General features: G+C 71.9%; 13 protein-coding genes. 3 read left to right on the top strand and 10 right to left on the bottom strand.

The annotated features are described in order from the left end of the window. From QIS96_RS02480 to QIS96_RS02465, 4 genes are all read right to left on the bottom strand, one after another. The gene (locus QIS96_RS02480) at positions 1-525 is read right to left on the bottom strand and encodes a copper chaperone PCu(A)C (RefSeq protein WP_282540643.1); all 525 of its coding nucleotides are present in this window, start codon (positions 523-525) and stop codon (positions 1-3) included. Then, positions 522-1193 carry an SCO family protein gene (locus tag QIS96_RS02475; protein ID WP_282540642.1) on the bottom strand — a complete coding sequence of 224 codons (672 nt, stop codon included), beginning with the start codon at positions 1191-1193 and terminating at the stop codon, positions 522-524. The genes QIS96_RS02480 and QIS96_RS02475 overlap by 4 nt, the downstream gene beginning before the upstream one ends. Before the next feature lie 83 nt (positions 1194-1276). Next, positions 1277-2035, bottom strand: a complete 759-nt coding sequence (locus tag QIS96_RS02470) for a YcnI family protein (RefSeq protein WP_408907105.1) — start codon at positions 2033-2035, stop codon at positions 1277-1279. A 166-nt stretch (positions 2036-2201) separates the two neighbouring features. Continuing rightward, a complete protein-coding gene (locus QIS96_RS02465; RefSeq protein ID WP_282540641.1) occupies positions 2202-3038 on the bottom strand; it encodes a hypothetical protein in 837 nt (278 codons plus the stop codon). A gap of 220 nt (positions 3039-3258) precedes the next feature. Between QIS96_RS02465 and QIS96_RS02460 the strand changes: the two genes are divergently transcribed. Further along, complete coding sequence (locus QIS96_RS02460) at positions 3259-3738, top strand: ATP-binding protein (RefSeq protein WP_282540640.1); 480 nt, start codon at positions 3259-3261, stop codon at positions 3736-3738. Here QIS96_RS02460 and QIS96_RS02455 read toward each other — a convergent pair. From QIS96_RS02455 to QIS96_RS02445, 3 genes are all read right to left on the bottom strand, one after another. Further along, positions 3728-4588 carry an alpha/beta fold hydrolase gene (locus QIS96_RS02455; RefSeq protein ID WP_282540639.1) on the bottom strand — a complete coding sequence of 287 codons (861 nt, stop codon included), beginning with the start codon at positions 4586-4588 and terminating at the stop codon, positions 3728-3730. The genes QIS96_RS02460 and QIS96_RS02455 overlap by 11 nt on opposite strands. 161 nt (positions 4589-4749) lie before the next feature. Continuing rightward, positions 4750-6219, bottom strand: a complete 1470-nt coding sequence (locus QIS96_RS02450; RefSeq protein WP_282540638.1) for an aminopeptidase P family protein — start codon at positions 6217-6219, stop codon at positions 4750-4752. Between the two features lie 170 nt (positions 6220-6389). Then, on the bottom strand, positions 6390-7781 hold the full coding sequence (locus tag QIS96_RS02445) for a PP2C family protein-serine/threonine phosphatase (RefSeq protein ID WP_349017360.1): 1392 nt from the start codon (positions 7779-7781) through the stop codon (positions 6390-6392). A gap of 617 nt (positions 7782-8398) precedes the next feature. Here QIS96_RS02445 and QIS96_RS02440 point away from each other — a divergent pair. Beyond that, positions 8399-9064: a bifunctional DNA primase/polymerase gene (locus QIS96_RS02440; protein ID WP_282540636.1), complete on the top strand. Its 666-nt coding sequence runs from the start codon at positions 8399-8401 to the stop codon at positions 9062-9064. A gap of 94 nt (positions 9065-9158) precedes the next feature. Beyond that, a complete protein-coding gene (locus QIS96_RS02435; protein WP_282540635.1) occupies positions 9159-9812 on the top strand; it encodes a hypothetical protein in 654 nt (217 codons plus the stop codon). Positions 9813-10057: 245 nt separating this feature from the next. On the opposite strand, the gene QIS96_RS02430 is transcribed toward QIS96_RS02435, so the two are convergent. The 3 genes from QIS96_RS02430 to QIS96_RS02420 form a co-directional block, all read right to left on the bottom strand. After that, positions 10058-11035, bottom strand: coding sequence for a DUF5926 family protein (locus QIS96_RS02430; protein ID WP_282540634.1), 978 nt, complete (start codon positions 11033-11035; stop codon positions 10058-10060). A gap of 148 nt (positions 11036-11183) precedes the next feature. Continuing rightward, complete coding sequence (locus QIS96_RS02425; RefSeq protein WP_282540633.1) at positions 11184-11798, bottom strand: ATP-binding protein; 615 nt, start codon at positions 11796-11798, stop codon at positions 11184-11186. Between the two features lie 149 nt (positions 11799-11947). After that, on the bottom strand, positions 11948-12772 hold the full coding sequence (locus QIS96_RS02420) for a glycerophosphodiester phosphodiesterase (protein WP_282540844.1): 825 nt from the start codon (positions 12770-12772) through the stop codon (positions 11948-11950). Positions 12773-13027: the final 255 nt, after the last annotated feature.

Genomic DNA, 13027 nt, shown 5'->3' with positions numbered 1-13027 from the left:
TCAGTGGCTGTGCGGGTTGTAGGTCGGCGCCTTGACGTCGAGCTCGGCCTTGATCGGCGCGGACTTCTCGAAGTGCAGCTCGACGGCGATCTTGTCGCCCTTCTTCGGCAGTTCCGTGAGGTCGTGGAACATGATGTGGTTGCCGCCGCGCTCCAGCTTCAGGGCGCCGCCCGCCGGGATGTCGAAGGCCTTGACCATCTTCATCTTCTGGTCGACGGTCTCGTGCAGCCCGGCCGACTTCGCGCTCTCGGTGGTGACCGAGGTGAGCTTGTCGGCGCCGCCCTTGTTGGCGATGGTCAGGAAGCCGCCGCCCATGTCCTTCGTGACGGGCTCGGGCATGTACGCGCCCGTGACGCTGAGCTGGGGCTTCGCGTCCGCGGCGGGCTCCTTGTCGGCGCCGTCGGACGAACTGCAGCCCGCCAGCGCCAGAGCCGACGCGGCGGCAATGGCGACGACAGTCCAAGAACGCGCGAAGCTCCTTGAGGGGCGGTGGCCGGGCAACGGGTGGGCCTTACGGGGTGTCACGGGTTCTCTCCCTTGATGATCTTCGGCAGGTCCTTGACGTAGTCGTCGGCGGTCGCTTCCTCGCCGTTGTAGAGGACGTAGCCCGCGTCGCTCTTCGGCGAGAAGGCGATGACCTGCTTGCCGTGCATGGACGTGACGGAGCCGTCCTTCTCCTTCTTCGGCGCGTCGATGCTGATGCCGAGGGTCCGGGCGCTCGCCTGAATGGTCGGGAAGTCACCCGTCAGACCGATGAACGAAGGGTCCTGCGCCTTCAGCCACTTGCCGAGCTCCGCCGGAGTGTCACGCTCCGGGTCGGTGGTGACGAAGACGACCTGCAGCTCGGCCAGTTCGTCCTTGGGGAGCTTCTGCGCGAGGCGCCGCTTGGCGTCCGCGATGTTGCTCATGGTGAGCGGGCAGACGTCCGGGCAGTGCGTGTAGCCGAAGTACATCAGCACCGGCTTGCCCTTCGTCCGCTCCCGCAGGTCGAACTCCTTGCCCTTGGTGTCCTTCAGGACCAGGTCCGGCTTCTCGAAGGGCCGGTCGAGCACGGTCGCGGCCTTGTCCTGCGCCTCGGCGGAGACGTCCGCGACGGGCTGGTCGGATTCCGCGCCGCCGGTGCCGCAGGCCGAGAGGCTCAACGTGGCGGCGGCGAACAGGGCGGTGACGGCGAGAGCGGTCTTCTTGCGCATGACGGGTGTTCCCATGGGTGTTCGTGATGGCCCGGTGAGCGGCGGGGGCGTACGTCGGACACCCCCGCCGCTCACCGGCTGTCTCAGCTCGCGGACTCGCCGCGGCGGCGTCCGGCCAGGAGGCCGAAGGCCACGCCGGCGGCGCCGACGAGGATGCCTGCGACGCCGAGCCCGCGGGCCAGGCCGTCGCTGCTGTCGGCGGCCGCCTGCTCGGCGGCGCCCGCCTCGGACCCGGCGTCGTCCGAGGCCTTCTCCGCGGATGCGGCGCCGCCGTGTCCGTCGGCCGCCGCGGCGAGCTCCAGTACGGGAGCGGGCGACTCGGGCTCGGGGGCGCCCTTCTGCGGCTCCTCGATCCAGCGGACGACCTCGTCGTTGGAGTACGTCTGCAGGGCCTTGAAGACCACCTGGTCGGCGTCCTCGGGCAGGGCGCCGAGGGAGACCGGGAACTGCTGGAACGTACCGGGCTCGATGCCCTTGTCGTCCGCGGTCCAGGTCACCTTGGAGACGGCCTCGGCGATCTTCTCGCCGTGCATCTCGATCGGCTTGTCCAGCTTGGACTTGGTGACCTTCACGTCCCAGCCGTCGACGGGCTGGGGCATCACGGAGGCGAGCGGGTGGTCGGTCGGGAAGTTCACCTCGAGCTTGGTCGTCGAGGCGTTGTCCCGCTCGTTCGGCACCTTGAAGTTGACCGTGGCGTAGCCGCCCTTCGCGGCCTCGCCCGTCGGCTCCACGCTGACATGCGCGAAGGCCGGGGCGGAGAAGACGAACACGGCGGAGGCGGCGACCGCACCGACGGCGGCCGCACGCTTGAGCTGACGGGGCACGGCAGACATGGCTGACATGACGGAAACACTCCACTTTCGGCAGTGGGAACGGTGAGGGGCGCGCGGCCCACCCGGCACATCGGCAGGGCAGGGGCACACCAGGCGGAAGCAGACGGCCGGCGCCGCAAGGGCACGGGCCCACGCGCGCGTGGCGCGGCCTCCTCCGTACCGTCGAAGGGCCGCGTCAGGCAGCGAGCGCGAAGGCGTCGGCCGGTGGCCCGCGCCTGGTCACCGTGTCGTCGAGCACCGCCGTGCGCGGCTGCCACAGCACCCATCGGGCGGTACGCGCGGCGCACGGCACGCGGCCGAGCAGCGTCCGCAGCCCGGCCCGCAGCAGCAGCGCCAGAGCGACCGCGGCCCGCAGCGGACGTACGAGCACGCCCTCCTCGATGCCGTGCGCCGCGTACGCCGACAGCTCGAAGAGCCGCAGCAGGGCGAGGTCGCCGCGGCGCAGCAGCCAGCCGGCGGCGAGCCCGGCGAGCAGGTGCCCGAGCAGCATGGGCACATCGGGGGCGAGCCCCACCGCCATGCCCTGTCCCGGTACGGCGGCTTCGCCGTGCTGGTGCGCGGCGACGGCCGAGTCCGGGTCGATGCCCGCGCTGCTCAGGATGCGGCGGGCCTCCGCGGGGCTGATCGCCGCGGCCCCCGCGCCGCACACCAGACGGGCGGCCCGAGCGATCAGCGCGCTGTCCGCCGAACCCGGCAGGACGTGCGCACCCTGCTGTCCGATCCCGAACAGGGCGTGCAGACCGAGCTGCCCGAGCGTCAGCGAGGCGGCGATGCCGGGCGTCGAACGCGGACGCCCGGCGAGCGGCAGCGCCACCGCGAGCACCGCGAGGAACCCGACGGCCAGCGACCACAGCGGGACCGAAGCACAGGAGGCGAGAGCATGGCCGCCCGCGGACAGCGCGACGCAGACCGCGGCGAACACCGCGGCCCGAAGTGCCCGGAGGCTCACTCCGGTGCGGGTCTCGCGCGTCTCACGCGCCGCGCGCAGGGGGCGCGGAAGGGGGGCAGCCATGACCGGCTCATCATCGCACTGGCCCTTGTCGCTTCATACGGCAGGTCCGCAAGGTCCGAAAGGTCGGCTCCCGCCCGGATGTCGGGCCGGTGGCGCCGTACCTCGTCCGGGACGTCCGCGCATCCGCCGTATGGGCGGCATCACGTCAACTCTGCGCTTATGTGTGGTCGGTCGCGGCAATAGGTATCGGTATGTCGAGCCGCGGCCGGGAGGCGGGAGCATGAGCATCTGGTGGTCCCTCCACTTGCGGCGCGAAGCTGCGAGCGTGCCGCTCGCCCGACGCCTGCTGCTCGGCACGATGGAGAAGGCCGGTGTCGACCCGGACATCTCCTACGACCTCTCGGTCGCCCTCAGCGAGGCCTGCGCCAACGCCGTCGAGCACGGCGGCCGCGCCGCGCACCCGGACGGCGCGCACTCCTGCGCGTCCCCCGGCGGCTTCCAGGTCACGGCCTATCTCGACGGCGACATGTGCCGCATCGAGGTGGCCGACTCGGGCCCCGGCTTCCCTGCCGTCGGCCACGGCCACGGCCGCCCGGCCAGGACGCCGGACCTGGACGCCGAGCACGGCCGGGGCCTGTGCCTGATCCGGGAGATCGCCGACCACGCGTCCTTCGGCAACCGGCCGGGCCGCGGCGGCGCGGTGGTCAGCTTCGACAAGATCCTGAAGTGGCGCACGGACGCCCCGCTGGTCAGCGCCTGACTCTTTTCAAAGGCTCCTGATCTCCGCTGATCTCCGCGAGGAACCCGGTGATGAGCCCGAGCCAGTCCTCGGGCCGCTCGGCGAACGGCAGATGACCCGAGTCGAGCTCGGCGAACCGCGCGCCGGGCAGCAGCGCCGCCACCTCGCGGTGCAGCTCGGGGCGGACGAGCTGATCGGCCGTCGTCGACACGACCAGGGCCGGGATCCCGAGCGCGGCGACGGCGGCGAGGTCCTCCCGTACGTCGAGGCGCCGGACCAGTTCCGCGTGCTCGGCGCTTCCCGCGGGCAGGGTCTCGCGCACCCCCGCGAGCGCGGCGTCCAGGCCCTGCGGGTCGAGGGCCGCGAGCGCCGCAGGGCTGAGCGCCTTCCCGAGCAGGAACTTGGCGAGCGTCTCGTGCCGCCCGGTCGCGTAGAGGTCCCGCCAGACCTCGGCGTCCCACCGCAACCGGTCGTCCGTACGGGCGAGGGTGGCCGTCAGGACGAGCCCGGTCACCCGCCCCGGATGCCGGGTCGCGGCGCGCACGGCGACGGCCCCGCCGAGCGAGTACCCCACGACCGCGAACCGTTCGAGGCCTTCCGCGTCCGCGGCGCCGACCAGCTCGTCCGCCAACTCGTCCAGGGAGAGCGGGTGTTGGGCACGCGGCGTGGCCCCCGTGCCCGGATAGTCCACGCCGACCACGGTGTGCTCCGCGGCGAGGCCGTCGAGCAGCGGGCCGTAGTTGGGCTCGACGCCGCCTCCGGCCCCGTGCGCGAGCAGCAGACCGGGCCCGGCGCCCCGAACGGTCCGGGCGTACGTGGACCTGGGCGCGCGAATCCGCACAGGCGTCTGCGCAGGTGTGTGTACGGGCATGGGGTCCCCCTCGTTCGACAATTCCGTATCGATCCCTACAGAAAAACCTAGCACGGTTTCTGTATCGACCACTAGGGAAAACCGCCCTGCTACGGGAACGCCGAAGGCCGGCCGCCCCCGAGGGGAGCGACCGGCCTTCGATCGAGACAGTCGGCGCCGGCTCAGCCCTTGAGCTCGGCCATCCACCGCTCCACGTCCTCCGACCGGCGCGGCAGCGCGGCCGAGAGGTTCCGGTTGCCGTCCTCGGTGACGAGGATGTCGTCCTCGATGCGGACGCCGATGCCGCGGTACTCCTCGGGCACGGTCATGTCGTCCGCCTGGAAGTACAGACCCGGCTCGACCGTCAGGCACATGCCCGGTTCGAGCGTGCCCGCGACGTACGCCTCGGTGCGCGCGACCGCGCAGTCGTGGACGTCCATGCCGAGCATGTGGCCCGTGCCGTGCAGGGTCCAGCGGCGCTGCAGGCCGAGTTCGAGCACCCGCTCCACCGGGCCCTCGACGAGGCCCCACTCGACCAGCTTCTCGGCGAGCACGTGCTGCGCGGCGTCGTGGAAGTCGCGGAACTTGGCGCCCGGCTTGACCGCCGCGATGCCGGCCTCCTGCGCCTCGTACACCGCGTCGTAGATCTTCTTCTGCAGCTCCGTGTACCGGCCGTTGATCGGCAGGGTGCGGGTCACGTCGGCGGTGTAGAGCTCGTTCGTCTCCACGCCCGCGTCCAGGAGCAGCAGGTCGCCGGAGCGGACCTGGCCGTTGTTGCGCACCCAGTGCAGGGTCGTGGCGTGCGGGCCCGCGGCGCAGATCGAGCCGTAGCCGACGTCGTTGCCCTCCACGCGCGCGCGAAGGAAGAACGTGCCCTCGATGTAGCGCTCGCTGGTGGCCTCGGCCTTGTCCAGGACGCGTACGACGTCCTCGAAGCCGCGGGCCGTCGAGGTGCAGGCCTGCTCGAGCTGGGCGACCTCGAAGGCGTCCTTCACGAGGCGCGCCTCGGAGAGGAAGACCCGCAGCTCCTCGTCGCGCTCGGCGGTGACCTTGTCGGTCAGGGCCTTCTCGACGCCGGCGTCGTGGCCGCGCACGACCCGCGTCGGGCCGGTCGACTCGGCGAGCTGCGCGGGCAGCTCGCGCACGTCGGAGGCGGGAATGCCGTACAGCTTCTCGGCCTCGGTGAGGGAGTTGCGGCGGCCGACCCAGAGCTCGCCCTGGCCGTCCAGCCAGAACTCGCCGTTCTCGCGGTCGGAGCGCGGCAGCAGATAGATCGTCGCCTCGTGCCCGCCGTCCTTCGGCTCCAGGACGAGGACGCCGTCCTCCGTCTGGTTGCCCGTGAGGTACGCGTACTCGGTGGAGGCGCGGAAGCCGTACTCGGTGTCGTTCGAGCGGGTGCGCAGGTTGCCCGCGGGGATCACCAGGCGCTCGCCGGGGAAGCGCGCGGAGAGCGCGGCGCGGCGGCGCGCGGTGTGCTCGGCCTGCGGGATCGGCTGCAGGTCGTGCAGCTCGGTGTCGGCCCAGCCGGACTGCATGTTCGCCGCCAGCTCGTCGGACACGCCCGGGTACAGGCCGTTCTTGCGCTGCTTGATCGGCTGCTCTTCGGACTCGTCCGGGTTCTCCGGGTTCTCCGGGGTGAGCTGTTCGGCCACGGTCTGCCTCCTCAGTACGACACTGGACCGCCTTCCATCGTATGTCCGTACGGAGATACGTCCCAGAGCCTTAAGACCTATGGCCGGCGTCGCCTGTGGCGCACGATTTGAAAAGCGTCTCTGCGGGAGGTGGCGCAGAACCGTCTCTCCTGAGGCAGGGCGCGGAACGGTCAGTCGAAGCGCGCGGCGAGCAGCACGACGTCCTCACGGCTGTCCGCCGCGTCGAGGCCGTCCGGCAGCACCGTGCGCAGCACATGGTCGGCGATCGCGCCCGGGTCGTGCCGGATCGAGCGGGGCACGCCGGCCGCGGCCGAGTGCAGCCGTGCGAAGGCGCGGTCCATGGAGTCGCCGGTGCGGTGCAGCAGACCGTCCGTGTAGAAGAGAACGGTTTCGCCAGGTGTGGGGGACAGGTCGACGCTGGGCGCCTCCCAGCAGGCCAGCATCCCGAGCGGCGCCGAGAGCGAGGTCTCCACGAACTCGGTGCGCCGCTCGCCGATGATCAGCGGCGGCGTGTGCCCGGCGCCCGCGAGAACGATCTTCCGCCGGCGCGGCTCGCAGTACGCGAACAGCGCGGTGGCACTGCGCGCGGGCTCGGTCAGCCGAAGCAGGAGTTCCAGATCGGACAGGACCGCGACCGGATCCTCCCCTTCCATCACGGCGTACGCCCGCAGCGAGGCGCGCAGCCGCCCCATCGCCGCAACGGCGCTCGGCCCGGATCCGGTGACCGAGCCGACGGCGAGGCCGAGCGCGCCCTCGGGCAGCGGCAGCGCGTCGTACCAGTCGCCGCCGCCGCGGGGTCCGGTGCGGTGCCGGGCGGCGAGCTGCACTCCGGCGACCCGCGGCAGCCGGCTGGGCAGCAGCTCCTCGGTGACCGTCGCCAACGTGGCGCGCGCCCGCTCCAGTTCGAGCAGGCGGGCCAGGTGCTCGGTCGCGTACCGGGTGTAGAGGCCGATCAAGTGGCGCTGGTGCTCGACCGGTTCGGCGGGCTCGTCGTACAGCCAGACCGCCGCGCCGAGCCGGCCCGCGGCGGTGGTGGCCAGGGGGACGGCGTAGCTCGCCGCGTACCCGAGGCGGGCGGCGACCTCGCGGTGGCGCGGGTCGAGACCGTCCTCGGAGAGCAGGTCGGGGCTGGCGATCTCCGCCTCGCCCTCCGGCAGCCCGTCCAGGAGCCGGCCGTACGAGGTGGCGCTTCGCGGCACGGTCTCGATGTGCCCGATGTCCGCGTGGGCGAGGCCGAGACCGATCGTGGTGTCGGGGCCGTTGCCGTCGGCGGGTTCGAGGACGACGAGGCCGCGGCGGGCGCCGACCAGGGCGGCTCCGGCACGCAGCAGTTCCTGGAGCGCTTCGTCGAGGGTTCCGGTGCGGGTCAGCCGCTCGGTGAGCTCGTGCAGCGTCGTGAGGTCCGAGACCCAGCCGGCGAGGCGATCCTGCAGCGCGGCGCCGGCGGGCGGCGCGGTGGAGCTCGCGGACTCAGGGTGGCTCTGCACCGGCGCGGCAGTCTGCGCAGGAGAGGGGACCGTTGAGTCGATTCCAGCCACTTTCGGAAGGTGCGGGGCGCTCATGGCGTCCGACTTTCAGGTCGGTGCGTATTGCTCAATAGCATCGCAAACCCCCTGTCATTCTCCGCCGTCAGCAGTGCCTCCACATGTACACGGCCTGGTGATGGGATGTCCAGCATTGTCCAGCTGGGATTGCTGGTGTCCATGTGGTTTCAGAGGTCTGGCGGAGTGTTTGCGACCGCTTGTGAAGCTAAATGCAAGTTGGCCGAAAACTGACAGCACTAAGGGCATATTGCGGTCGACTGGCCTCGTTCAACACGGCGTCACAGCGGTCGTGACGGGTACGTAATCGGTGTAGGGCAGGGGCAGTTGGGCCGTCCCGGAACCTGACGCCGAACCTCCGCGTCTTAACCGGCGGCGGCCGCTCCCCACCCATTCGACGGTGGAAACGGCGGAGCTTCGAGTACAGCGAGCAAACGCACACGGCAATACGCATCGGCACACAAACGCCATGCGCGCGCCACCCTCCGCCAGGCTTTAATGGAGCACAGCCAGCTCGACCCGTAGGGGTTCCCCATGCCTGAGCCTGGGGTGTGAAGCGCCGACTTGTACGCACGGTGAACAGATGCACGCATGGTGTGATGTGGCCCTCGGCGTTCAACGGAAAGGAACGAGCGCTCATGCGCGAGATCCTCGGAAGGCGACGCAAGCTCCTGTCGAAGCGGTCAGGTCGCCGGCCTGACCAGATCGGCGCAGCCCTGACCTTCGCCACGGAGTGGCAGTGGCCGGTGCTGCCCGGAGTCGGAACCAGGCAGCCGGGCGCCCCCGACTGCGCCTGCCCGGACGCCGACTGCGCCCAGCCCGGCGCGCATCCCTTCGAACCCGGCCTCCTCGCCGCGACCACGGACGAGCGGATGGTGCGCTGGTGGTGGACCAACCGCCCCGGCGCCCCGATGGTGCTGGCCACCGGAGCCCCCGGCCCGTGCGCGGTCAGCCTGCCCGCGCTCGCCGCGGCCCGCGCCCTCGCCGAGCTCGACCGCGCCGACCTCCGCCTCGGCCCGGTCGTCGCCACCCCCGACCGCTGGTACGTCCTCGTCGCGCCCTACTCCCTCGCCCAGCTCGGCGAGCTGCTCTACGCCAAGGACTGGGTGCCGGGCTCGCTCCGCTTCCACGGCGAGGGCGGCTATGTGGTGCTCCCGCCGTCCGAGACGGGACGCGGCCAGGTCCGCTGGGAGCGCGCCCCGCTCCCCGGCTCGGCCCGGCCCTGGGTGCCGGACGTCGAGGCGGTCGTGGACGTCCTCGTCGAGACCCTCACTCGTACGGGTGTGAGCGCGCCCGAGATGTAGCGGAAACGGGCGCGGATCGGTTCGGCGCCCTCTGCCGCGCCGATATCTTCGGGCCCGTCTCCCTTCCCCCGTAGCAGTCGAGCAGGTGGGTCCCATGCAGCGCACTCGCTTGGCGGTGCTCGTCGCCGCCGTGGCACTCACCGCCTCTCTGCCGCTGGCCGGAGCACTCGCGGGCCCGACGAGCGAGGGCCGCACCGACCGCACCGAAGCCGCACGGCAGGCGTCGTCCGACGCACGAAAGGGCGCCGCCGATCCGGTCCCTTCGGATCCTTCAGGCTCTTCGGGTGAGCCGGGGCGGGCCGGGGCTTCGGCCGGGGCCGGGGTGGAGGAGAAGGCGCCGGGGCGGACGACCGGGGGCGGGCTGCTCTCCGGGCTCGGCCTCACCACCGCCGCGCAGTGCGGACCCGAACTCGCCTCCCCCGACGGAGTGGAGGCGCAGACCTGCGTACTGGCGCAGGAGGGCGACACCTGGGCGCGGACGTACTACCGCAATGCGACCGGCGAGCGGCTGCGTGCCGTCCTCACGCTGATGGGGCCCGGCGGGCGCACCGTGCAGATGCACTGCGCCGTGGGGGCCGACGACGAGCCCGGTGCCTGCGAGACCCCGCGCGAGCCCGGCCGGGGAGAGCCCGCGGCCTACACGGCGATCGCGGAGTTCGCCGCCCCGCAGGGGGCGGAGGGCGACGAGGAGGAGCGGCCGCTGCTGCTGCGCTCCGGGAGTAACTCGCCTCACACGCCCAGGAGTTGAGCCGGAGAACGGCTGCCGGGCCGGGCGGGGGCTGAACGCGGGATTCCGCAGAAAAGACAAGGGCCCGGTTGCTGGCGACGGGGGATGCACCAGCAACCGGGCTACCTGAACGGTAACAAGAGATCGGCGGTTCGCAAATTCGATCTCGGCTATTCGGACACGGATTTACGTGCCTTTACCGGGAGTTGTGACGCGAGTCATATGTTCCCCCCTGGTTCGGGGCCGTTCCGGACGTCTCCGACGGGTCAGTTCAGGGTGACCTGGCGGTTGGTGAGGCCGCCGCGGGCCCGGCGCTCCTCGGGGGTCAGCGGGGCGTCCGTGGCGAGCGCGGCGGCGAGGCGCTCGGCGAACTCGGTGGCGGGCTTCTCCACGTCCGCCGCCTGCACCTCGCTCGGCAGGTCCCAGACCGGGACCACCAGGCCGTGCGCACGGAACGAGCCGACCAGGCGGGTGCCCTCTCCGAGGCTGGACGTGCCCGCGGCGTGCAGCCGGGCCAGGGCGTCGAGCAGCTGCTCCTCGGGGTGCGGCATGACCCAGCGCAGGTGGTTCTTCTCCGGGGTCTCGCACCAGTACGCCGCGTCCACGCCGGCCAGCTTGACCGTGGGGATCGCCGCGGCGTTGGCCCGCTCCAGGGAGGCGGCGACGTCCGGCGTGGCGTTCTCCGAGTCCGGGACCCAGAACTCGAAGCCCGTGTGCACCACCGGCTCGAAGGGCGCGGCCGGGTCGAGCAGGTCTTGCAGACGCGGGCCGTCGGCCGGGGCGCGGCGGCCGTTCACCGGCTTGCCCGGCTCCGTGGTGAGGGCCTGCTGCAGGGTGTCGGCCAGGTCACGGCTGAGGTCGCCGGACGCCATGTCGTTCTGCAGGCCGATGAGCACCGAGCCGTCCTCGCGGCGCAGACCCGGCCAGGCCATCGGGAGGACCGTGGCGAGCGTGACCGACGGGACGCCCTCGGGCAGTCCGCCCTTGAGCGTCAGCTCGACAGTCGCGGCGGGCACGAGTTCGCGCAGCGCCACCCAGTCGCCCTCGCCGGACAGGCCCTCGAAGGGGCGGTGCACCAGCTCGGTCACGGCGTGCGCCGCGGCCCGGCCGTGACAGGCCTTGTACCGGCGGCCGGAACCGCAGGGGCAGGGCTCGCGGGCACCGACGACCGGGATCTCTCCATCGGTGAGCTGTGCCTTCTTGCCCTGGGGCTGGCCCTTGGTCTGGGGGCGCTTCTTGGCCATCGTGGGTGTCTCCCGGTGACGTCTTCCTGCGTACGGGCGCGAGCCTAGCCGTTCGTACGCGGAGACCGGGTTGCCTGTGGACAACCTTCGCCGGGAACGAGCCGGGCGGCGCTCGGGGCGCCGGGGCCCGCCGGGCCGCTGCGGTCGCTCAGGCCAAGTCCTCGAAGGGGTCGGCGAATTCCAGACCGGCGACGGCCGCCGGGGCCGCGACGCGCGTAGCGAAATCCGTACGGCACGAGACGTCCTTCAGGACGACCCATACGGTGACCTCGCCCGCGGCGTCGTCCCGGACGCCCCAGTCCTCGGCGAGCGACGTGATGATGTTGAGCCCGCGGCCGCCGTGCGCGGTGACCGAGGGCGTGGCCGGAACCGGGCGGGTCGGACCACCGCCGTCCGTCACTTCCACCGTCAGCCGCCCCGCGGGCTCCACCCGCCATGCGGCTCGTACATCTCCGTCGCCGACCATCGATCCCCGGCCCAGCGGCCGGCCGTGCCGGCACGCGTTGCTCAGCAACTCCGAAAGGATCAGGACGGCATCGTCAATGACCGAATCCGACACCCCGCTGATGCGGAGCTGGTCCCGCATCCGGTGTCGTGCCTTGCCCACGCCCGCAGGGCCATGGGGTACGGCCATGCTCGTCTGCGCGGGCACCTCCTGTGCCACCACCAACGCCACCCCCGAGACCTCCTTTGCCCCACGCCACGGTGTGAATGCCCCACTGGACTGGACCGGAAACCGGCCAATCCGCCTCTGGTGACGCACTCGTGACGATCGCGTACGGGCCGAACGCGCCGGTGCACTCTGCGTGAGTGACGGCAGAGGCGGATGGGCGTTGCCCGAGGGGTCTTCCGGGGCGGGGGACGACTGGACGGGCGGCACGCGCGCGTAGTGACGGATTCGGCCCAGGGGCCTCAGGGGCGGCCGAGTTGGTCGAGCACGGCGCGCGGCCGGTTGGTGATGATGGCGTCGACGCCCAGGTCCACACAGAGCTCGACGTCCTCGGGCTCGTTCACGGTCCACACATGCACCTGGTTTCCGGCGCGCTTCAGCTTCTCGATGTACGCCGGGTGGTTGCGGACGATGCGGATGCCAGGGCCGGCGATTCCGACACCGCGCGGGAGCCGGCCGTCGCGCAGCCGGGGCGAGACGAACTGCATCAGATAGACGGTCGGGATCGTCGGCGCCGCGGCCCGGACCCGGTGCAGCGAACGCGCCGAGAAGCTCATGATCCGTACTTGGGAGGGGCCTTCGGCCGGCGGTGCGTCGAGGCCGAAGCGCTTCAGGAGGTGCAGCAGCCGCTCCTCGACCTGGCCGGCCCAGCGCGTGGGGTGCTTGGTCTCGATGGCGAGCTCGACCGGGCGGCCCGCGTCGGCGACCAGTTCCAGGAGCCGCTCCAGGGTGAGGACCGAGGTGTCGGCGCCGTCGGGGTGCTCGGTCCAGTCCGGGGCCTCGGCGGGCTCCTCGGCGTCGGCGCGGAGCTTCCAGGAGCCGAAGTCGAGGGCGGCCAGATCGGCCAGCTCCAGGGTCGAGACCGCGCCCCGGCCGTTTGACGTACGGTTGACGCGACGGTCGTGCACACATACGAGATGGCCGTCGGCGGTGAGACGGACGTCGCATTCCAGGGCGTCGGCGCCGTCCTCGATGGCCTTCTTGTAGGCGGCGAGGGTGTGTTCCGGGGCGTCGTCGGAGGCGCCCCTGTGCGCGACGACCTGAGGGACCCCTGCGAAGGGTCGGATCGGGCCCGCGGGAGGTGTCTGTGGTGCGGAAGTCACCGCGTCATGGTGTCACCCGCGGCGGTCGCGGTGTGCGGCCCCGGGAGGGGTGGGTGCGCCCGTTTGGTCCGACATGAAGAGCGACGGCAGGACGCACAGGTGCGGCTTATGGTCCCCTGACGTCCCATGGGAAAAGCTGAAACCACACAGTGGGAAAAGCTGAACCGCAGGCTGAACCGCACCAGGACAACCGCACCGCCGGGACAGGACGACAAGGCG

Origin of the sequence: Streptomyces cavernicola (assembly GCF_029968035.1) — a bacterium.
In the GTDB taxonomy this organism is placed as follows: Bacteria; Actinomycetota; Actinomycetes; order Streptomycetales; family Streptomycetaceae; genus Streptomyces; species Streptomyces cavernicola.
The sequence above is the reverse complement of the archived record's forward strand: the minus strand, read 5'-3'. Positions and strand labels throughout refer to the sequence as shown.